Source organism: Limimaricola variabilis, assembly GCF_014195545.1.
GTDB lineage: Bacteria > Pseudomonadota > Alphaproteobacteria > Rhodobacterales > Rhodobacteraceae > Limimaricola > Limimaricola variabilis.
The window spans coordinates 394,833-415,216 of record NZ_JACIBX010000001.1 but is presented as its reverse complement, the minus strand read 5'-3'; the positions used below and the strand labels follow the sequence as shown (position 1 = coordinate 415,216).

Below are 20,384 nucleotides of genomic sequence, written 5' to 3'. Positions count from 1 at the left end.
CCCTTGCCCGTCCCCCTAGGGGCTGCGGCGGTCGAACCCCTTAGCTTGGGGCCGGCCACCGGAACTTCATGCCGCCCGGATCAGGCGAACACGTCGGCGGTGGTCGTGACCGGCGCCATGATCACGTCGACCCAGTAGTTCGAGGATTGGTAGGTCTGTTCGGGGAAGAACCCGGTCGACCCGGCCGAGAACACGCCGTTGCCGTTCGACGCCGGACCGCTGGGGGCGCTCAGATGGCCGCCCGGTCCCACCCATTCCGAAGCGAAGAAGCCGCTGCTGAAGGCATAGTTCTGCGTGGTACCATAGGAGGCCACGTAGGTCCGTGCCGGGTCGATGTTGATCGCCGCGTCGAGTACCGCGACCTGCCAACCGACCTCTCCCGGGGCCGAGGTCACCGTCTTGCTCGCGAGCTTGACGCCGTCGCCGCTCCACAGGTTGAGCGTGCGGATATCGGTGTCGGACGCGTCCTCGGCCCCGCGCCAATAGCGCAGCGCGGTGACGCTGCCCGCGGCCTCGGCCCGGAACTTCACGCCCAGCTCGTAATCGGTGGGATCGGACGTCTTGATCAAGGCCGGGCGGTCGGCGCTGCCGAAGAGGCTCCATTGCGTGGTCGTGGTTTCCGGTTCCACGTCGCTCACCGCGACGGTGATCGCCTTCTGGGTCGCGGGGTTGATGCCGTCGGAGACGGCGAGCACGAGATTGTAGACGTTGTCCCGATTGGCGTCGCCCGGCTGCTCGTAATCCGGGGCGGTTCGGAAAGACAGGGCCCCGCTCGCCTGGTCGATGCGGAAGGCGGCCGCGTCGTCGCCGCCCGCGATCGAGAAGATGAAGCTGTCGCCGTCGGGGTCCCGCGCGGTGATGGTAGTCACGCGAGTCTGGTTTTCGGGCGAGGAGAACGCCGTTCCCGGCATGGTGAAACTCGGCGCGGCATTGGTGGTCCCGGTGGCCCGCAGGCTCGCATCGACCCAGTAGTTCGAGTTGAAATAGGTCTGCGTCGGGAAGGCGCCGGTGCCACCGGCCGAGAAGACGCCGCTGCCCGCGGAGGTCATCAGCCCGTCCGGGCCGGTCTGGGGCGTGGCGAAGTAGTTCTGGCTCATGGCGTAGTTCTGGGTCGTGCCGTAGGAGACGGTAAAGCGCGCCCCCGCCGCGATCTGCACCGGGGTATCCAGCGCGGCGACCTGCCAGCCGATCTGGTCGGGCGCCGAGGTCACCGTGGCCGAGGCCAGCTTGTTGCCGTTCGCGTCCCACAGGTTCAGCACGCGGACATCCGTGTCCGAGGCATCCGCCGCGCCGCGCCAGTAGCGCAGGCTCGTGACCTCGGCCGCGGAGCGCGCGGTGAAGCGGGTGCCCAGCTCGTAATCGGTCGGATCGTCGGTGACGATGCGGGCCGGGGTGTGGCTCGGGCCGAACAGGGTCGAGATCGTCTTGCTGGTTTCGTCCGCGACGTCGCCGACCGTCACGGTCAGCGCCTTGGTCACCGGGGCGGCCTTGCCGTTATTGGCGCTGACCCTCAGCTCGTAGACGTTGTTGCGGTCAGCGTCGCCGGGCGCCTCGTAATCTGGCGCCCAGACGAAGTTCAGCGCGCCGGTCTTGCCGTCGATGCTGAACCGCGCCGCGTCGGCGCCCCCGGTGATGGCAAAGGCGATCAGGTCCGCGTCGGGATCTTGTGCGGTAATGATGCCCACGCGCCCCGTGTTCTCGCTGATCGCGAAGTTGGCGGGAGAGGTGATGGTCGGGGCCGCGTTGCCGGAGGTCGAGGGGGCGAAGGTCACGTCGACCCAGTAGTTCGAACTGCGATAGCTCTGGGTGGGCAGGATCGCCCCGGCGCCGGTCGCGAAGACGCCGCCGGTCTGGGCCGGTGCCTGCAGCACGCCGTAAGGCTCCCGGTAGACGCTGTCGAAGAAGCCATGCGACGAGACATAGGCATCTAGGGTCTCGTAGGTGACGATGTAGCTTGCCCCGGCCGAGACCTGGACGGGGGCGTTCAGGGCGGCGGTCTGCCAGCCGCTCTGGCCGGGGGTGGAGGTGAACTCCACCGTCCCCAGCAGCGTCCCATCGGCACGCCAGAGCCGCCCGGCCCGGACGTCGGTGTCGCCCGAATCCGCCTCGGCCCGGAAGTAGCGCAGCTCGGTGATCTGGCCGCCCGAGGTCGCCGAGAACTGGGTGCCGAGCTGCAGCGCCTGGGAGGTCTGGTAGAGGGTGCCGCTAAAGGACTTCCACGGGCTGAACAGGTTGAGAGATCCCGGGGTCGTGGGGGCGGTGACCTCGACGAGCCAGCGGTCGAGCGTGGCGAGCGAGGGCAGGTTGAGGCTGTCGTCGATGGCGCGCACGCGGATGTCGTAGGTGGCCTCGACCGTGGGCAGCCAGCTGTAGCTCCAACTCGTGGTGCCATTGGCCGCCTGCCATGTCGTGCCGCCGTCGAGCGAGACCTCGACCAGGGCGATGCGGCCGTCCTGGGTCTGCGGATTGCCGTCATCATCGGTCGCGCGGCCGGTGATCGTGACCGGCTGGAACGCCGGGAGCGAGGTGGGCAGCTGGTCGAGCAACGCGCTGCCGGCCACGGTGTCGGTGGAGCCGGAGGCGCGGATGAGCCCCTGCGCAAGCAGCACCGGATCCGCCGCGCCGGGCTGTATGCCCATGTCGGCGAACAGGTTGATGGTGAACTGTTGCAGCGTCGGGCTGGCGATCGTGGCGCCGTAGGGCTGGCTGTCGTGCTTGTCGCTCAGCGCCCAAGTCCAGAACACGGTGCCGGCGCCGAACACCAGCGCGCCGCTTTCCGCGCGGTAGAGCGAGAGGTTGTGCGTCCCGGTACCGGGGGCCGAGCTGTTGCCCTGATCGACGAGGAACTCGCCCCAGGCCAGCTCGGTGCTCGACAGGTGGATCAGGCCGGCGGGCCGGTTGGCGTCCTGCGGCGAGACGTTCCATTCATAGCCGATCAGCCCCGGCGAGATCCCGGTCGCGCCGCCATTCGCGGCGACGCTCGTGTCACGCCAAAGGCGCAGCCCCGCCATGCTGGCGGGAACATCGAGCGCGCCGCCGAACTGGCCCGTCCCGTCGGCCAGAAAGAGCTGGCCCGTCAGGGCGTTCTCGGGCGTGGTGGTGCCCGCCGCCGGGTTGCCGATGAAGCGCGTGTCCCGCCAGGTGCCGGTCCAGATATCGGTCGGATCGAGGTTGAGGTAATCGGCCGGACCGGCGCTAGGGTTGGTGTTGGTCCAGGTCTCCTTGTAGCTGACCAGCGTGCGGTAATTCGCGCCGTCGACACCGCTCGGTTCCCAGCGGGTCTTCCAGTAGACGTCGTTGCCGCCCCAGAAGAGCAGGTGGGTGCCGGCGTCGCGCGCCGCCTCGACATTGGCCCGCTGGCCGCCGGACCAGTATTCGTCGTGGCCCACCGACAGATAGGATTTGAACTGGCCGAGATGCGCGGCACCGAGCCGTTCAGGGTCGACCCCGGCGATGTAGCTCACGTCGTAGCCGTTGCGCTCGAGCCAGTAGATCGCGGCGTAGTCGGCGCCGAACAGGTAGTCCTGCGCCCCGGAGGCGGGCCCGCCCGCGACCCCTTCGATGCCGCGGGTGACGAAGGGCCTGTTGTAGCTCAGCGCATAGGCGCGATCGGCGTTGCCCTGGCGATCGCCCACGATGTCCGGGTGGCTGATCGTGCCGCTCGAGTCGCCGTAGAAATTCGCGCCGACCTGACCGTTGTTGCCGATCCAGCCATTATAGGCCTGCCACGTCGTGTCCGAGGTCTGGAGCACGATATCGGCGGGACGGTCGTCCTCGCGCAGGATGAAGGGGATCTGGTTGACCGCGCCCGCGATCGGGTTGCCGTTGGCATCGAGGCGCTGCAGCCGGGCAAGGTAGACCCCCGAGACCGCGTCGACGGGCGTGGTCCAGCTGTCGGTCACGCTCCAGTTTCCGGCATCGGCGGTGCCGCGCACCGGATCGAAGGTGGCGCCGGGCTGGACCACCGCCTCGGTGTTGGTCCAGCTGGCCACCATCCGCGCGCCGTCGCCGCCATAATAGCCGAGGCGGAAGATCTCGACTCGGTAGTCGCTGCCCGCGCCGCCATTGACGTTGATCTTGAAATCGACGGCGGATCCGGCGTTGACGCTGATGTCGGTGGTGAACCCCTCGATCTGTCTGGAATGCGGAACATCCCAGTAGGTTTGGGGCATCCGCCCGTCGGTGCGGGCGTTTTCCGTGACGATTGCATTGCTGGCCATGTCAAATCCCCCTGACCAAAGAAAAAGCTGCCGTTCCGTGACCCGAGCTCTCGCGAGAGATCAGGCTGTCCGCCGCCTCGCGTGCCACCCCCTTCGCAGGAGGGAGAGCCGGTCGTTGAAGCCGTAAAGCCGGTGCCGCCCGGGATTGACGTCGACGATCAAACCGAAGGCCTGGACTGTGCCCAGCTTGTCGAGAAGACCGGCGAGCAGTTCGACCAGTGGCTGCGGGGTCGCGCCCCAGCGCAGCACCACGAGGACCGTGCCGGCGATGCGCACCAGATCGAGGCTCCGCGTCAGGTGCAGCGGCGGCGCGTCGACGATCACCAGACCACCCGCGTCCCGTGCCAGCCCCTCCAGGGCCCCGAGCCGCGCAGCGACGTCGTGGCCCCGCAGGCAGGTGGCGGGCCATGAGACGCGAGTGACGTTCCTGCTGACCGGTTCACGCATCCGTCCGGCTCCGGTGCCGTCGAATTCGACCAGCCAGACCGGCACGCCGCGCGCCGAGACGATATCCGTGACCCACCGCGCGACCGGGATCACCGCGTCGCCCTGCCGTGCTTCTGCCACCACGAGGACCGGTGGCAGCCGCCCGTTGCAGCCGCATTCGACCAGAAAGAGCGCGTCTTCCAGAGCGGTGATGGCCGGTGCCACGGCTGCGCCGCGCCGTGCGGGCCAGCCGCCGCGGAACAGCCGCCGCCGGACCGCCGGGACGAGACCCACGGGGATCAGGCGCGGCAAATGCGGGAGCTGCGCGAAGCTGCGCAACCCGTGATCGCGCAACTCGGCGAGACCGGCCGCGAGCAGCCCCAAGAGCAGGCCGGTGATGCCGGCGGCAGCGAGGTAGAGCTGGCGGCTGGGTCCGAGCGCGTGGATCGGCGGCACCGGCGGCACCAGCACTTCGAGCAGGGTCGGCGTGACCGGGATCATCGACTGCAGCGCGGTGCGGCGCGAACGCAGTTCGGAGAGCCGTAGCTCCTGCGCCTGGAGCGCCGCCATCAGCCTTTCGCGCTCGGGCGCCTGGCGCTGCATGTCGCGCAGCTCGCCGCGGAGCCGCGCTGCCTCGCGGTCCAGTTCGGCGCGCTCGTTCTCGAGGCCCTCTCGGCGCAGGTCGAGCGTTTCGTCATAGGCCATGAGCTCGCGCCGGATATCCGTCTCCATCATGGCGATGCGGTTCTGGTTGACGGTCAGACCGGGATGCTTTTCGCCATAGACGGTCGCGAGTTCATCGAGGTCGCGCCGCTGCTGGCGCAAATCGCGCCGCAGCTCCTGGAGACGCATGGGCTCGTCGATTGCCGGCCGTTCCGGCGCGGCGAGGGCGGCTTCGATCGAATGCCGGATCGAGCGCAGATCGGCGAGGTCGTCGGCGATCTTGCCTCGCCGCGCCTCCAGCACCCCCGTCTGGGCCGAGATCGTGTCGGGGCTTTCACCGCTGGCGGCGCCGAGGCTTTCCAGTGAGCGGTTCAGGGCGGCGCGGCTCTCGACCAGCCGGGTCTGCTCGGCATCGATGCGTGCGTCGAGCCAGGCGGAGCCGGCCTGCAGATCCGAACGCCAGGTCTCCTGGCTCTGCCGCTGATAGGTATCGGCCAGGGCGGCGGGGAGCGCGGTCGCAAGGTCGGGATCACGCGAGGTGAAGCCGATGGTGACCACGTCGGTGGGGCCCTGGCGAGACACGGTCAGCGCTTCGCGAAAGGTCGTATGGACGCGGTCGGCGACTTGGGGCGCCTCCGGCATGCCTGCCACCGGGCCAGCTATGACCGCGGCCGCGGCGTGGACCATCTCGCGCAGCCAGTCTGTCAGACCCTCGGGGCGGAGCGCGATGTTGAACTCCTCCCGCTCGGACAGGGCAAAGCGCTGCACGACCTCGGCGGTCACCGGATGCGACAGGATGCGCTCGATCTCGGCCGGGGTATTGACCGGCACGAACTGCACATCCGTTCCGGCGGCGAGGTCGAGCACCGGGGTCGATCGCAGCAGCATTCGGGTCTCTGCGTAGTAGAGCCGGGGCAGGGCAAGTATGACCGGCAGCGCGATCAGGCAGACCAGGGCAGCGACGCCGATCACGCGCAGGATCTGCCGGCGCAGCAGCAGCAGGATCCCTGGCCAGCCGATTTCCTGCGGGCTGTCTTGCGGCTCCTCGACGCGCGCGTAGGAGATCGACTGCGAACCGGCGATTTTCAGCGGAGTGTTCATGCGGGATCCTCTGCAAGGGCGGCGGTTCGGTGGAGCCGGACATGCAGCCGTTCGAGTGCCTGGACGTATTCCTCGATCCGGAACCGGGACCGGTAGAGCGCCTGTCCTTCGGCGCCGAGTTCGTGCCGCAGCGCCGGATCGGCCACGAGCCGGGCCAGCGCATGCGCCAGCCCGGTGATGTCGCCGGGCGCAACCAGCAGGCAGGTCCTGCCGTCTTCGAGCACCTCGTCATGGGCGCCGACCCGCGTCGTGACGACCGCGATCCCCTGCGCCAGACCTTCGAGCACGGCCATGGCGAAGCCCTCGGCATGCGAGGGAAGGACGAGAATGTCGGCATGGGCGCGCAGCGCGGCGGCGGCTTCGGCGCCGACCCAGCCGCTCAGGCTGACACGGTCGGACAGGCCGCGACGCGCGATCTCGGCGCGGTAGGTGTCGGTCGGGCCATCGCCCGCCAGGATCGCGCGCCAACCCGCTTGGGGCATCGCCGGATCGGCGAGCGCGGCGATCAGTTCTGGCACACCCTTGCGGGGGCCGAGCTGGCCGAGAAAGAGGATCTCGACGGGCCGGCCGGGATCCCGCCCGACCGGGGCGGGGATCGGCGCCGGGACGCAGTTGCGCAAAACGGTGATGCGCCCGGGTGCGACGCCGAGCCTGTCTCGAACCGTCGTCTCGTCCCGGTAGCCGAGGACGATGACCTGCGCGGCATGGCAGAACAGGTCGCGGATGATCCTGCATTGCCACGCGGGGCGGCGCAGCAGGTCGGCCTCGTAGTCGTAATCATGCAGGTGCAGCACGTAGCGCAGCCCAAGGCAGCGCGCCCATGCACCGAGGATTGCCTTGCGGGCGGTGCTGCCGCGCCCTGCTATGTGGAAGTGGCACAGGACTGGCCGCGCGCGGACGCGGTCCATCACCATCCCCGCCAGCGCCATCGACAGCCGAAGCGCGGCGGGAAACGGCCGCCAGCGCGGGCCACGCGTGTCGACCACGCTGTGCTCCAGAGAGGTGTTCGGATCGGACAGGACGTAGCCGACAAGTCGGCCGATGCCGCCGCCATGCTCGGTGCCGCCGGCGACGAAATGACGGATGACCGGCGGGCCGTCAGTGCCGAATGGCCGGGTCCGAATGACGTCGTCCGGCGCCTTTCGGGCACCCCTGGCGGTCGAGGGGAGCGCGTCGCGGGCCATCATCCGTATACCCCCGCGTGAGAGAGCATCGCGCGATCGACGATGCTGTCGTAAAGCTGGAGCGCCGTCTGCCCGATCGTGGCGGGCGCGTTGAGCCCCTCCGACCAAGCGCGCGCGTTGCGGCGGAGTTGGTCGCGTGCCTCATGATCCCGGGCGAGATCGCACAGGGCGTGGGCCAATGCGGACGGGGTGCGGGGCGGCACGACGCGGCCGATCCGGTGCTGCGTGACCGTGGCGCCCAGCTCTCCGACATCGGTGACGACCACCGGTTTGCCGAAGGCCGCGGCGAGGTGCAGCACCCCGCTCTGCGAGGCCTCGTCGTAAGGCAGCACGACGAGGTCGGCATCGGTGAACAGCTGCGCCACCTCGCAGTCCGGCACGAAGCCGCGCCGGATCTCGTAGCGCTGCGAGCGTCCCATCAGATGGGCGAGGTCCATCGGGTCATCGCCGCGCCCGGCGATTGTCAGCTGCAAGGTGGGCAGGCTGTTCGACAGCATCGCCTCGGCCCGCAGCAGCGTCGCCAGCCCCTTGTAGGCGAAGATCCGGCCGAAGAGCAGGACCCGGAACCTGTCATCCTGCGGATCACGGGTGAGGCCGAGTTCGGCGGCCAGATCGGCATAGCGGCGGATCGCAGGATGCGGGATCACATGCACCTGATCCGGCAGTTTGCCGAAGCTGTCGCAGGCGGCGCGGCGCAGGTTGTCGCCATGCACGATCAGGTGGTCCGACTGCCGCGCCATCAGCCGCGCGCCCCATCCCGGCAGCCGGGCGGTGTCGCGATCCCCGGGATGGATCTGGACGTCGTGCACGGTGGTCACGACCGGAATCCCGTCCAGCAAAGGCGGCAGCAGGTTGAGCCACAGGGTGGTGTTGCTCAACAGATGCAGCAGATCGGGCTGCGTGGCCCGAATTCGGCGGACCAGATCGGCGATGAAGGGGATGTTGGCCGGGCTGCGGGTGCGCGGCCAATCCACCAGCACAAGCGTCACCCGGGGGTCGAACCAGCGGGCCACACCGGCATAGCGGTCGCGCGGCAGGATCGCGGTGACCTCGGCATGCGCGGCAACCCCGTTCGCATAGGCGATGACGTAGTCGACCGGTTCGGAACAGAGCAGGAGGATCCTCATGATGGACGGACGACCTCCGCCAGCTGGGCGCGGTCGCGCCGGAGGTGGATCAGTGCCCGCAGCGTCCGGCGCAGACGTCGAGCGAGGTTGGGCTCTCCGGGATTGCGCAGGCCGAGCCCGAGCAGCCGCAGCGGGCCGGGGGCGTCCGGATGGCCGAGCCGCGCGACGGCGACCTGGTGATCGAAGTGATCGCGCAGCCGCACCTGGCCCCGCAGCCGCAGCGCGGTGAGCGCAAGGTTGGTGACGCGGACCGTCTCCTGCCAATGCGCGACGCGACGCATCAGCATGTCCCGGTCGTCGCGGGCGCGGTACCAGGCGTTGTCGTGGATGCGATAGGCGCCAAGCGCGTCGGGCAGAGCCACGACGGGGCCGAGGAACGGCACGATGCCGGTGATCCACGCATCCGCCGAGATCCTGAAGCCGTCGGGAATATCGCCGGCCATGGTCCAGGCCACGCGGGTCACGGTGAGCGAGGAGGTCATTGGGAACGGCCAGAGCCCACCGCTGCGCAGCAGCCGCCGGGCCATCTCTCCGCTGCAGAGCGAGCGGGGGATCGGTGCAAAGGCACGCTTGCCGTCCGAGAAGCTCGGCTGGAGCCGGTGATAGATCAGCCCCGCGCGCGGCGCAGCCGCATGCGCTGCGAGGACGCGGGAAAGCTTGTCCGGAGACCACCAGTCATCGGCGTCGAGGAACGCGATCAGCGGCGCGCGCGATCGCGCGACACCGGCATTGATCGCCGCCGCCTGTCCCATGTTGGGCTGGAAGATCGGCGTGATGCGACTGCCATAACCGCGGATCACCTCGGCGGACCGGTCGGTCGATCCGTCATCGACGACGATGATTTCGGCACGTACGCCGCGCTGGGCCAAGGCCGAGTCGATCGCTGTCGCGAGAAAGCGGCCATAGTTGTAATTGTTGATGACGACGCTGATCTGCGGCGCGGGTGTCATGGTCGATCCTCCGCCGCGGCGATCTCGGCGGGGCGGTCCGCCGCGTTCGATGCCGCGCGCTGCGACGGGACCAGTGACAGGTCGAGCACGTCGCCGGGATGCACCGCCTCGTCGAGATCGGCCGCAATCTGTCGTGCCGTACCGCCGGTCAGGCGATGGATGACCAGGCTCGGCACGAACTCGTCCTGTCCGTCAGAGCGGACCATGCCTGCCGACGGCACGCGCAGGTCGATCTTCTCCAGTTCGGCCAGCAGCGCCACCCGGGCTTTCTGTGCCGCCTGCAGATCGGTGCGGAGCTCTGCCTGACGCTGGGTTTCAGCGTTGGCCAGCTCGTATTGCAGCGTGGCCGCGGATTGGCGGGCGCGGGCCTTGGCGGTCTCCGTCGCGAGCAGGTCGCGGTTCAGCCGGGACTGGTCGCGCAGCAGTTCCTGAAGCTGCGGCCGGGGCATCAGGCCGCGACCGACGAGGTCCCGGGCCTGCGTCACCTCGGCGCTCTGGATTTCGGTTTCCTCGACCTCGAGTACCGCCCTCCGCTCGAGCGTTTCGATCTCGTTCTCTGCCATGATTTGCATGTTTTCGCCGTGGCTGCGGCTGGCGGCGCGGAGCGCGAGGCGGTCGGAGAGGAGGGCGGCTTCGGCGTGGAGGATCGCCTCGACGACTGTCTCTCCGGCCAGATTGGCCTCTTCCGGCAGGGCTTCGAGCGTCGGCTGACCTGCGAGCTCGGCCTTGATGCGGGCGATGCGCGCCACCGTCTGGGCGAAGTCGAGCGCGACGGCGCGGCGGTCGGCGAGGGCCGCGAGCGCATTGTCGCTGCTGCTGTCGGTCGTGCCGGCGAGGCGGATGCCGCCGGCGGCGATGATCGCCTGTCGGGCGGTCATGCCGGGGACGAATTCTACCGCACCCGGTTTGCCGACCGAACCGCCGACATAGACCGGCCGATAGGCCGTGACCTCGACGATCACCACCGGGGTCTGGATGAGGCCGCGCGTGTCGAGCGCCTCGGCGATCTGTTCCTGGATCGCCTTCGTGTCCTGCCCGGCGACGGCGATCGATCCAAGCCGAGGCAGCGTGATCGCCCCGTCGGCATCGACGACCGCCTCCCGCGACAGCTCGGGCACGTTGAGAACCTCGACCCGCAATGCATCGCCGCGCTCGACAAGCGTGCCGGCCCAAGCGGAGGAAGGGCCGATGAGCGTGGCCACCGCGAGAAAGGCGCCCAGGGACGCGGCCCGAATGAGCGCAGCCGGGCATTGCCGGAGGCTTGCGGTGAAGGGAGGTCGATATCGCGGTCCGTTCGGCATGACATGTTCCATGCAGGGCCGCCCGGGATGCGAGCGAGGAGAAGGGTCGGGGTCAGGATCGACCCGGATGGTCGGGAGTGGGAATGCCGCCCTTCGGGTGTCGCAGGGCGCAAAGTTCCACTTTTGCCGAAGGAGAGGACGCTGCCCGGTCCGAAAGGACGAGCGGTGCATCCTCCGGAGACTCTGCCAATGGCGCAGGGGCCGATCTGTAATGAGGCACAGGCCGGTCCTGCTGCCGGCCATGCCAGCGAAAGGACAAGCGGGGCCGCCATGCCGATCAGGGGATCACGTCACCGGGACGCGCCGCAACGCTGGGAATGGCTCTGGATCGCGGCCTGTCTCGTGATCTTGTCGGGCGCGGTGATCCCGCTGCTCATGCTGGGGCCCGACGGCAGTCTCGATGAGGCGTCCCGCGCGAAGCTGCGGCTGCTGTCCATGCCGGTCTATGCGGGAACAATCTTGATGCTGATGCGCTGGCCCGCCCGGCTGCTCGACGTGGTGTGCCGCAACTGGCCGCTGGCGTTGCTGTTGCTGCTCGCCCTGCTGTCCGCCTTGTGGTCGGTCGCCCCCGGCCTCACGGTGCGCAGGGCGATCGCGCTGATGATGTCGGTGTCGCTGGCCTATCTGATCGCCATCCGCTTTTCCCCGCGCGATCAGATCCGGCTTCTCGCCTGGGTGCTGTGCGGCTGCACGCTGGCGAGCCTCCTGGTCGGGTTGGCTCTCCCGTCCCTCGGGCGGATGCCCGGCGATCCGGCGTTTCGTGGCGTTTTCGTCCATAAAAACGTGCTCGGCTGGCTGGCGAGCTTTTCCGTGCTGCTCGGCCTCGCGGCCCTGCACGACCGATCCGCCGCGCGGCGGCGGGCGGGCTGGATCATCCTCGCCATCGGCTGGGCGGGCACGCTGCTGTCGGCTTCGGTCACCAGCTTCTTCGCCGCCAGCCTCACCGTCGTGATGGCCCACATGGCGGGGATGATCGCCCGTCGCCACGGGCTGGCTCGGCTGTGCCTGGGGCTCGCCCTGATCCTCGGCGCGGCGGCGTTCTTCGTGCTGCTGGCGCTCTCGCTGGTGCCGCTGCTCGAAGCGCTGGGCAAGGATGCGACACTCACCGGGCGGATCCCGCTGTGGAAGCTCATCGATCCGGAGATCGCCGCGCGTCCCATGCTCGGCCATGGCTACGGCGCCTTTTGGTCGGAGGGCAACCACGCTGCCTGGCGCATCTGGGGGGCGGCCGGGTGGGAGGCGCCGCATGCGCATAACGGATATCGCGATCTCATGCTCGGCGTCGGACTGGTCGGGACGGGGCTGTTCGCCGTGATGATCCTGCGAGCCATGAAGCAGGCCTTCGACCTCTATCTGGCGGCCCCGGAGGAGGGGTGGCTGTGGTGCATCCTGGCGATCTGGTGGTCGCTCGTTCTGAACCTCTCGGAGAGCACCTTCCTGATGCAGAACGACCTCATGTGGCTGCTTCTCGCCATCGCGGTCGTGACGGTGTCGCGCGCCCATGCAGAGGCCCGATACGGTGCGACCGCCTCGCTTCGCCGGATGGCCCCGGCGATCTGACCCCCCTCGATGCGAGCGGTTCACCTAGGGCGCAGGCTCGATAGCCAGCCCCGGGTGCAAGACGGCTGCATGTGTCATGCCGATGGCTCGACCTGCGGGTCAGCCGCATGACCAAAAGTGGGCACTTGGAGCAGGGAGGTGGACCCCGCTGCGTCGTTCGGAGCCCGCCGTCCACCTATCTGACACGTACCGACGGGTCCCGGCTCGGTGCAAACATGAAGAGGTAATGGTTTTTCCGGGGAACTGTCATGCGCCCGAAACTTCTCCAGCACACCGCCAAGGATCTCAGCCCGCCCGACCTCCCGCATATGGTCGGAGCCACCGCAACGTTGACGTCGACGGCGTCCGCGGGAACGGATTGGACGCAGCCCGATCCCCTGAGCAGCGCACCCTTTGGGGGCGTGGCCGGGCAGAAGGCGAAGGCGGGCGCGGCCTTTCTCCTCGCCGACGGGCTCGTGGTGGTGGCGGTGCTTTGGGCGCTGTTTCATATCCGAAACGGCGGCGCGCTGGGCGGGACGGGCCGGCCGCTGGTGCCGGACCTGCTGATCTTCGCCGCGATCGTGCAGATCGGCCTCAAGGTCGCGGTCGGGCTCTACCCGGGATATGGCGCACTGCCCGAAGCGCGGCTGCGGCGCAACGCTCTCGCCTGGCTCGGGGCAGGGATGATCGCGACAATCGCGGGCCTTGGGCTCGCGGGGGCCGGGCTTGCGGCCATCGCGCTGCTCTGGGCCTGCCTCGGTGTGGTCGGGCTGCTGCAGGCAAGTGCCGCGATGGTCGTGCGCCGCCTGTTGCGGACCAATGGCCTGCCGGGGCTGCCGGTGCGTGTCGTCGGAGAGACCGACGCGGTCGAGCAACTCGCAAAGAGGCTCACCGACTATCCGGGTATCGGCTTCGTGCCGGTTCACGAGGAGGACACGCCGCACTATGCCATCCTCTGGGCCGCGAGCGGCCTGCCGGACCGGCAGCAACTTGAGGCGCTGAGCGCCGGGGGGCGGGAGGTGATCCTGGTTTCGGATCTTCCGAAGCTGCCGCTCTCGGGGGTGTCGCCGAACCGGCATGGCGGCGATCTCGGACTCCGACTTGTGCGGGCACGGCCCTGCGGCCTTCCCGACCCGCTCAAGCGCCTCACCGATCTGTGCCTGGTGGTGCCTCTGCTGGTTCTGGCCGCGCCCGTGATCCTTCTCGGCGCGCTGCTGGTGCGGCTCGCCGATCCGGGGCCCGCTTTCTACGTGCAGCCGCGCGAGGGGCAGGGCGGGCGCCGCATCGGCATCCTGAAGCTTCGGACCATGTATCTCGACTCCGAGCGGATGCTCTCCGATCTGCTGGAGCGCGATCCCGAGGCCCGCGCCGAATGGGCCGCGCATTTCAAGCTGCGCAGCGATCCGCGCGTCCTTCCCTTCATCGGGCACTTGCTGCGCGCATCAAGCATCGATGAATTGCCGCAGCTGTGGAACGTGCTGCGCGGGGAGATGAGCCTCGTCGGGCCGCGCCCCTTTCCCGAATATCACCTCGAGGCGATGCCCCCGGCGTTTCGGGCAAGGCGGGCCATGGTGGTGCCTGGCCTGACCGGGCTGTGGCAGATCTCGGAGCGCGGCTCCGCTGATCTCGCGACGGCCCAGGCGCTCGACGATCACTACATTTCGGCCCGCAGCTTCTGGGGCGATCTGTCGATCCTGCTGCGCACGCTGCCCGCCGTCATCGGCCGGCGCGGCGCCTTTTGATCCCGCCATGACCGACCCGTTTCGCCCATTCCCCAAAAGGACCTGATCCATGCCCGCAACCAAACGCGTTCTCGTGACCGGCGGCTCCGGTTTCCTCGGCTCCTTCCTGTGCGAGAGCCTGCTCGAAAGCGGCCATGAGGTGCTGTGCGTCGACAACTTCCAGACCGGCTCGCGCGAGAACGTGATGCACCTGCAGGATCACCCTCGTTTCGAGGTGCTGCGCCATGACGTGACCGTGCCGCTTTGGGTCGAGGTCGACGAGATCTGGAACCTCGCATGCCCGGCCTCGCCGATCCACTACCAGACCGACCCCGTGCAGACGGTCAAGACCAGCGTCATCGGTGCCATCAACATGTTGGGACTGGCCAAGCGGACCAAGTCCAAGATCTTTCAGGCCTCGACCAGCGAGGTCTATGGCGATCCGTCGATCCACCCGCAGCCCGAAGCCTACTGGGGCAACGTGAACCCGATCGGGCCGCGCTCGTGCTACGACGAGGGTAAGCGCTGCGCCGAAACGCTGTTCTTCGACTATCAGCGCGAATGCCGGGTCAACATCCGCGTGGCGCGGATCTTCAACACTTATGGGCCGCGCATGTCCGTCGGCGACGGACGGGTGGTATCGAACTTCATCGTCCAGGCCCTGAAGGGAGAGCCGATAACGCTCTATGGTGAAGGGGCGCAGACCCGCTCCTTCTGCTATGTAGACGACCTGATCCGCGGGTTCCGCGCCTTGATGGACGCCCCCGACGGGCTGCCGCTGCCGGTCAATCTCGGCAATCCCGGCGAGTTCAGCATCCGCGAGCTTGCCGAACTGGTGATCGAGCTGACGGGGACGCGCTCGCAGATGGTGTTCCAGCCGCTGCCCCGCGACGATCCCCGCCAGCGCAAGCCCGACATCAGCCGCGCGCGTGAACTTCTGGGCTGGACGCCGCGTACCGAGCTCAGGGCAGGGTTGGAACGTACCATCGCCTATTTCGAAAGCCGGTTGTCGCAATCCCGCGATCGTCTCGCACCGATCGTCCCGCCGAGCTGGTCCGCATCCCGCAGCAACGGCGCGGCCGACCCGCATCACGCCCTGCATCCATGACACCCGGTCCAGCGGCGGCCGGGGGCAAGAAGCCGCGGCTCGTGTTCTTTCAGTGGAATCATTGCCCGAACGCCAAGGCCTCAGGCTTTCTCGAGCAGCATGCGCGGCTCCACGTCAAATGCCTCGCCCACGATTTCGAGGTCGAGGTGATCTCCGAGGACTGCGACTACAGGGAGGTCTGCGACCGGTTCGAGCCTGACCTTGCCTTGTTCGAGGCCGGGTACCGCACGCATGGCTCGACCCGTCCCCGTATCACAGGCACCGATGCGCATCCCGGCATCCCGAAGATCGCCCTGCACAATGGCGATCCGTGGTGCGATCGGCGCGCCGGACTGCTCGCCGACATGGATGGCTGGGGCATCGAGACGGTCTTTGCCATCGGAACCGCTACGCCCGGCTATACGCCATCGCTCGCGGGGCGATGCTTCGTCTGGCCCAATTTCATCGACCCTGCGGTGTTTCGGGATTACGGGCTCGAGAAGGTGGTGCCGGTGACCCTGACCGGTCAGGTCTACGGGCTCTATCCCTGGCGACAGGCGGTGCATGAGCTGCTAACCGAGCGCTATGTCTGCCTCGTGACGCCGCCCTTCCGCTACGAGGATGCCGCGGCGCGCCGGATGCTGGCCGGCGGGGCCTATGCCCGCGCCCTCAATGCGAGCTGGCTGTCGCCGAGCTGCGGCACGATGGGCCATGAGCTGGTGCGCAAGCATCTGGAAATCCCGGGCGCGGGCTGCTTGCTGGTCACCGAGCGCATTCCTGTCCTCGAGGCGGCCGGGTTTCTGGACGGCGTGAACTGCGTCTTCGCCGATCCGCCTAAACTGGTCGACAAGGTGGACGCGCTTCTGGCCGAGCCGGACCGCATGCGCGAGATCATCGCCGCGGGCCACGCACTGGTTCATGCCCGCCACACGCTCGCGCACCGGCCGCAGATCCGCCAGTGGTTCGACCTCAGCCGCAATCTGAAGGACGGGGCGCGCATTGTGCAGGAAGACGTCTTCGGACCGCTGCGAGTCGCAACTGCCGAGGAAGGCATGGTGGGCTTGCGGCTGCCGACGACCGGCCTCGACCGTGCGGCGCTGCGGCGGGCCGAACAGTGTCTCGCGCGCGGCCGCGTGGACGAGGCGAGAGCGGCGTTCGAGGCGGCGCTCGACTACGTGGCGTATCTGCCCGAGGCGCGCTTCGGCCTTGCGCGCTGCGACCTCGCGCAGGGCCGGGTGACAGCGGCGCTCGCCCGCCTGTCCGCCCTGATCGCGACCACGCTCAAGGATTACGGCGCCGCGCGGCCCGACCCGGTGGAGTGGGCCTACTACCTCGCGGCGCTTCTGGCCGCCGGGCATCGCGAGGCTGCGATCGGACTGCGGTCGGCCTATCCCGAACTTGATCATGCGGAATTGCGCCTCATGCGCGCCGCTCTCGACCGGCTGGCGGATCGGCCGGTCGGGCCGTGGTCGGTCGCGGCCCGACCGGCCACGAGCCTACACGCGTTGCCAGCCCGCACACCCGAAATGCACAGCGCCTGGCTGGTCGCGATCCAGAGCCTGAACGGGCAGCCGCCATCGGGTGGGCGGCGCGGCACGAGGCTTCACCTGCGCTGGCAGGGCCTCGCCGCGCTCGACCGGGCGTTGCGCCGCCTCCCCGGCGGGGTGATCCGGCCGCGCGTGCCGCCGGCGCCGGGTTTTGGCTATCTCGCCGAGCTGCGGGACGCGGTGGGCCGCTGGCTGCTGCCGCCCCTCGTACGGCGCCGGCTCAGGGCCTTGGCCGCTCAGGCCGCCGAGATCACGCGGAATGGGCCGCGCATCCGGAGAAGCCGGTCGTGACCATAGGCAGGTCCCTCCTTCTCTCGCTGGTCGACAAATCGCTCGGCACCTTGATGAGCGTGGGGATGATGGTCGTGGTCTCACGGCTCCTGTCGCCCGCCGAGATCGGGCTGTTCTTGGTGTCGAGCGCTGCCGTCATCCTTATCGAGACCTTCCGCGACTTCGGGGTCGCCAGCAGCATCATCAAGGAGCCATCCCTGACGCCGGATTTCCTGCGTAGCGCCTCGACGATCGTGGCGCTGCTCTCCCTCGGCCTCGGTCTCGGTCTGTACCTAGGCGCCGGTGCGATTGCCGCCCTTTACGGCGCGGCCGATCTCGCGCCGCTGCTCGAGGTGGCGGCGCTGGGCTTCCTGTTTGCCCCGATCAGCAGCGTCCGTCTGGCGCTGCTTCGCCGGGAGATGGCGTTCGGCCGGGTCGCCGTGATCGGCCTCGGCGCCAATGGCGTAGGGACCCTCACAGCGCTGGGCCTCGCCATCTCCGGATGGGGGGCGCTGTCGCTTGCCTGGGGGTCGGTCGCGACGGCCTGCGCGGCCGCGATACTGGCGCAGACGTTTCGGCCGGAGCCGGGCCTCTACCGACCGACGCTGGCCCACTGGCGGCGGATCCTGCCATTCGGCGCGTGGTCCTGCCTGGTGACGATCCTCGGACTGCTCACGGAAACCCTGCCTCGGCTGATCATCGGGAGGATCCTGGGCTTTACGGCGGTTGGCCTGCTCGCGCGTGCCGTGTCGCTCACCCAGCTGCCCGACCGCCTGGTGCTGAGTGCGGTCCAGCCGGTTGCACTACCGGCATTCGCCGAGTTGCGCCGGGCCAAAACCGAGCTGTCCAAGGTGTATCTCGGGGCCCTGTCGCTTGTCGTGATCCTGCAATGGCCCGCGCTGGCCTGCCTCGGAATCCTGGCCGATCCGGCGGTGCGCCTCCTGCTGGGCGATCAATGGCTCGCGGCGATCCCTTTGCTTCAGGTCGTCTCGCTTGCGGGGATGGCCCTGTTTCCGGCGAGTCTGGCCTTTCCGATCCTGGTCGCGGTCGAGGCGATCCGCGACCTTGCGATCCTCAACCTCATATTCGTTCCGCTGCTGGCCGCGACCATCATAATGGCGGCGCAGTTCGGGCTGATGGCGTTGGCTTGGAGCCTGTTGCCCTTGAATATCGTGCAGGGCTTGGCCCTGCTGGCGGCGGTTCGGCGGCATCTTCCGTTCCGCTGGTCAGAGCTCGGTTGGGTGATCGGGCGCGGTCTGGGCATCGTCGGCGCAACGATCCTGATCCCGGCCGCCGTGATGATCACCTGGGGGCCGACGCCAGATGCGCGCATGACCGCCATCGCCGTCTTCGGCGCGGTGATCGGTTGGCTCATTGGGGTTTCGGCGACCGACAACCTGTTGGCGCCAAGGTTGAACCGCCTGCGGACCGGTCGTTTGAAGGGGCCGGTCCGCAAACTTGTCACGCTGGTACGCCAGTGAGCGGTTCAGTCATCCGGCAGGACGTCGACCGAGGTGCTCCCATTCGCGAGCTCGTTGAGGCGAAACGCGGCCTGGGTCCGATTGGTCGCGCGCAGCTTGCGCATGATGTTGCGGATATGGACCTTTACGGTGCTTTCGCAAAGGCCGAGCTCGTAGGCGATCGTCTTGTTCGCGGCACCATGGCGCAGGGCCTTGGCGACCGCGAGCTGGCGCGAGGTGAAGTGGCGCTCCAACCCCGAATTGGTCTCGCCGTTTCGCGCCACCGCGGCACGGAGCGCCAGCACGCTGCAGCGTGGGATGACCACGCTCTTGCTCGAGGCGTTGCGCATGCATTCGACGAGCTCGTCCAATCCGACGCTGGAGGGGATGAACCCCACCGCGCCGCAATCGATCGCGTCGAGGACCCCCATCAGGTCGTCGCGGCGCGAAATGACGATCACACGCCGCCGGCCGGCATGCTGCACGAAACTGCGCAGTTCGAGCAGCGTCGTCTCGTTCGACAACGGCGTGTCGCCGATGTTGTAGAGAACGATGCCGTCTTCCCGGTCCTGCTCCCGGTTTTCGGCCCATTCCAGTTCGGAGCCGTAGCTGTGGATCGCTGCACGCGGGAAGGCATGCCGCAGGGACGCGGCCAGAACCTCGAGTTCGAAGGGATGCTTTCCGATAAGGGTAATCACATGGCCGTCGGTAATCCGGGTCGGATTCCCAGCGAAGTCAGGACTGATGGGATTGTCTCTCTTCGTGGGAAACGCATCATTGTAAAAAGAACGGCCCATAAACACAAAACTCCAATTGTAGGACCCACGGGGCTAGAAAATGAAGCAGCCTGATGTCGAAATTAGAATTGGATGCAAGCAAGCATCTGGGTGGTGTTGTCGTCACGTTGGTCATGACGATCGATTTTTTTGTAACGAAGTCTCCCTTTCGGGCCCGACCCGGCAACACGAAGTAAGTTAGCACAAATTTTGACCAGCGACACCTCTAAGGCGATCTATTGAAACAAATTTCATAGACCGTAAGGATTACGAAACGCACCGAATTTTATCGCCTTTCGGTCTATTGTCTTGTTCGAGCGGGAGCACCGTGTTGTAGGTTCTCCTCTCCACCTTCATCGGGCGCGGTTTGAAATGGCAAGATCCGACATCATTCCCATCGGCTATAGCGGGAATTGCCTCGAAATCATCGAGGCCTTGATTCGACATGCTCGCGTGCCGGTAATTCTGGATGACGCCGAGAAATACCGGGGCCAGACCTTCGACGGCGTGCCGATCCTGCCCATGGCGCGGATGGCCGACCATCCCCATGCCCGCTTCCTCTGCCTCGTCGGATCGGAGAAGAGCTACCATGCACGACCCGAGATCATCGCACGTACCGGCCTCGAACCTGACCGGTTCGCGACCTTCGTCCACCCGGCAGCCGAGGTGTCGGGCCAGGCCCTGATCGGTCACGGATCGGTTCTCTATTCCGGCGCACTGGTGACCTCGAACGGCCAAATCGGCGAGCACGTGCTCATCATGCCGCGCGCGGTGGTGCATCACGACGTCACGATCGGATCGTTCTCGATCATCGGGGCGGGGGTGATCATCGCCGGCGGCGCCCAACTGGGCGAGTGCTGCTATGTCGGCAGCGGAAGCGCGATCCGCAACGGCGTGGCCATCGGTGCGGGGGCCCTGATCGGCATGGGTTCGGTCGTGGTGAAGGACGTCGCGCCGGGGGAGGTGGTCGCGGGCAACCCGGCGCGGACCCTGCGACCGGCCCCCCGATGAC

The 20,384-nt window shown here is 68.1% G+C and carries 13 protein-coding genes; 6 read left to right on the top strand and 7 right to left on the bottom strand.

Annotation, left to right across the window (positions count from 1 at the left end):
• Nucleotides 1-80: 80 nt before the first annotated feature.
• Genes FHS00_RS01970 through FHS00_RS01945 form a run of 6 tightly spaced genes read right to left on the bottom strand, consistent with a single transcriptional unit; the run spans nt 81 to nt 10,873 of the window.
• Entirely contained in the window at nt 81-4,220 is a 4,140-nt protein-coding gene (locus FHS00_RS01970) for a DUF4082 domain-containing protein (protein ID WP_183469340.1), read from the bottom strand.
• Nucleotides 4,221-4,280: 60 nt separating this feature from the next.
• Nucleotides 4,281-6,410 (bottom strand): GumC family protein, encoded by a 2,130-nt coding sequence (locus FHS00_RS01965; protein ID WP_183469338.1) that lies wholly within the window; start codon nt 6,408-6,410, stop codon nt 4,281-4,283.
• Complete coding sequence (locus FHS00_RS01960; RefSeq protein WP_246390912.1) at nt 6,407-7,597, bottom strand: glycosyltransferase family 4 protein; 1,191 nt, start codon at nt 7,595-7,597, stop codon at nt 6,407-6,409. The genes FHS00_RS01965 and FHS00_RS01960 overlap by 4 nt, the downstream gene beginning before the upstream one ends.
• On the bottom strand, nt 7,594-8,721 hold the full coding sequence (locus FHS00_RS01955) for a glycosyltransferase family 4 protein (RefSeq protein ID WP_183469336.1): 1,128 nt from the start codon (nt 8,719-8,721) through the stop codon (nt 7,594-7,596). The genes FHS00_RS01960 and FHS00_RS01955 overlap by 4 nt, the downstream gene beginning before the upstream one ends.
• Nucleotides 8,718-9,671 carry a glycosyltransferase family 2 protein gene (locus FHS00_RS01950; protein WP_183469334.1) on the bottom strand — a complete coding sequence of 318 codons (954 nt, stop codon included), beginning with the start codon at nt 9,669-9,671 and terminating at the stop codon, nt 8,718-8,720. Before FHS00_RS01950 ends, FHS00_RS01955 begins: the two co-directional genes overlap by 4 nt.
• Entirely contained in the window at nt 9,668-10,873 is a 1,206-nt protein-coding gene (locus FHS00_RS01945) for a polysaccharide biosynthesis/export family protein (protein WP_183469332.1), read from the bottom strand. Before FHS00_RS01945 ends, FHS00_RS01950 begins: the two co-directional genes overlap by 4 nt.
• 369 nt (nt 10,874-11,242) lie before the next feature.
• Between FHS00_RS01945 and FHS00_RS01940 the strand changes: the two genes are divergently transcribed.
• The 5 genes from FHS00_RS01940 to FHS00_RS01920 all read left to right on the top strand — a co-directional run bounded on the left by FHS00_RS01940 (nt 11,243) and on the right by FHS00_RS01920 (nt 18,617).
• The gene (locus FHS00_RS01940; RefSeq protein WP_183469330.1) at nt 11,243-12,532 is read left to right on the top strand and encodes an O-antigen ligase family protein; all 1,290 of its coding nucleotides are present in this window, start codon (nt 11,243-11,245) and stop codon (nt 12,530-12,532) included.
• Nucleotides 12,533-12,933: 401 nt separating this feature from the next.
• Nucleotides 12,934-14,253: a sugar transferase gene (locus tag FHS00_RS01935; RefSeq protein ID WP_183469328.1), complete on the top strand. Its 1,320-nt coding sequence runs from the start codon at nt 12,934-12,936 to the stop codon at nt 14,251-14,253.
• Between the two features lie 49 nt (nt 14,254-14,302).
• Nucleotides 14,303-15,340 carry a UDP-glucuronic acid decarboxylase family protein gene (locus FHS00_RS01930; protein ID WP_183469326.1) on the top strand — a complete coding sequence of 346 codons (1,038 nt, stop codon included), beginning with the start codon at nt 14,303-14,305 and terminating at the stop codon, nt 15,338-15,340.
• Between the two features lie 41 nt (nt 15,341-15,381).
• Nucleotides 15,382-17,157: a glycosyltransferase family protein gene (locus FHS00_RS17900; RefSeq protein ID WP_221188674.1), complete on the top strand. Its 1,776-nt coding sequence runs from the start codon at nt 15,382-15,384 to the stop codon at nt 17,155-17,157.
• Entirely contained in the window at nt 17,154-18,617 is a 1,464-nt protein-coding gene (locus tag FHS00_RS01920) for an oligosaccharide flippase family protein (protein WP_343064578.1), read from the top strand. Before FHS00_RS17900 ends, FHS00_RS01920 begins: the two co-directional genes overlap by 4 nt.
• A gap of 5 nt (nt 18,618-18,622) precedes the next feature.
• On the opposite strand, the gene FHS00_RS01915 is transcribed toward FHS00_RS01920, so the two are convergent.
• Nucleotides 18,623-19,393, bottom strand: a complete 771-nt coding sequence (locus FHS00_RS01915; protein ID WP_183469322.1) for a LuxR family transcriptional regulator — start codon at nt 19,391-19,393, stop codon at nt 18,623-18,625.
• A gap of 432 nt (nt 19,394-19,825) precedes the next feature.
• On the opposite strand from FHS00_RS01915, the gene FHS00_RS01910 reads away from it, so the two are divergent.
• Complete coding sequence (locus tag FHS00_RS01910; protein ID WP_343064577.1) at nt 19,826-20,383, top strand: LbetaH domain-containing protein; 558 nt, start codon at nt 19,826-19,828, stop codon at nt 20,381-20,383.
• The last annotated feature ends 1 nt before the right edge of the window (nt 20,384 follow it).

Coding starts and splice junctions, on each gene's coding strand:
- FHS00_RS01970 (WP_183469340.1), bottom strand. CDS start 4,220: ATGGCCAGCAATGCAATCGTCACGGAAAACGCCCGCACCGACGGGCGG.
- FHS00_RS01965 (WP_183469338.1), bottom strand. CDS start 6,410: ATGAACACTCCGCTGAAAATCGCCGGTTCGCAGTCGATCTCCTACGCG.
- FHS00_RS01960 (WP_246390912.1), bottom strand. CDS start 7,597: ATGATGGCCCGCGACGCGCTCCCCTCGACCGCCAGGGGTGCCCGAAAG.
- FHS00_RS01955 (WP_183469336.1), bottom strand. CDS start 8,721: ATGAGGATCCTCCTGCTCTGTTCCGAACCGGTCGACTACGTCATCGCC.
- FHS00_RS01950 (WP_183469334.1), bottom strand. CDS start 9,671: ATGACACCCGCGCCGCAGATCAGCGTCGTCATCAACAATTACAACTAT.
- FHS00_RS01940 (WP_183469330.1), top strand. CDS start 11,243: ATGCCGATCAGGGGATCACGTCACCGGGACGCGCCGCAACGCTGGGAA.
- FHS00_RS01930 (WP_183469326.1), top strand. CDS start 14,303: ATGCCCGCAACCAAACGCGTTCTCGTGACCGGCGGCTCCGGTTTCCTC.
- FHS00_RS01915 (WP_183469322.1), bottom strand. CDS start 19,393: ATGGGCCGTTCTTTTTACAATGATGCGTTTCCCACGAAGAGAGACAAT.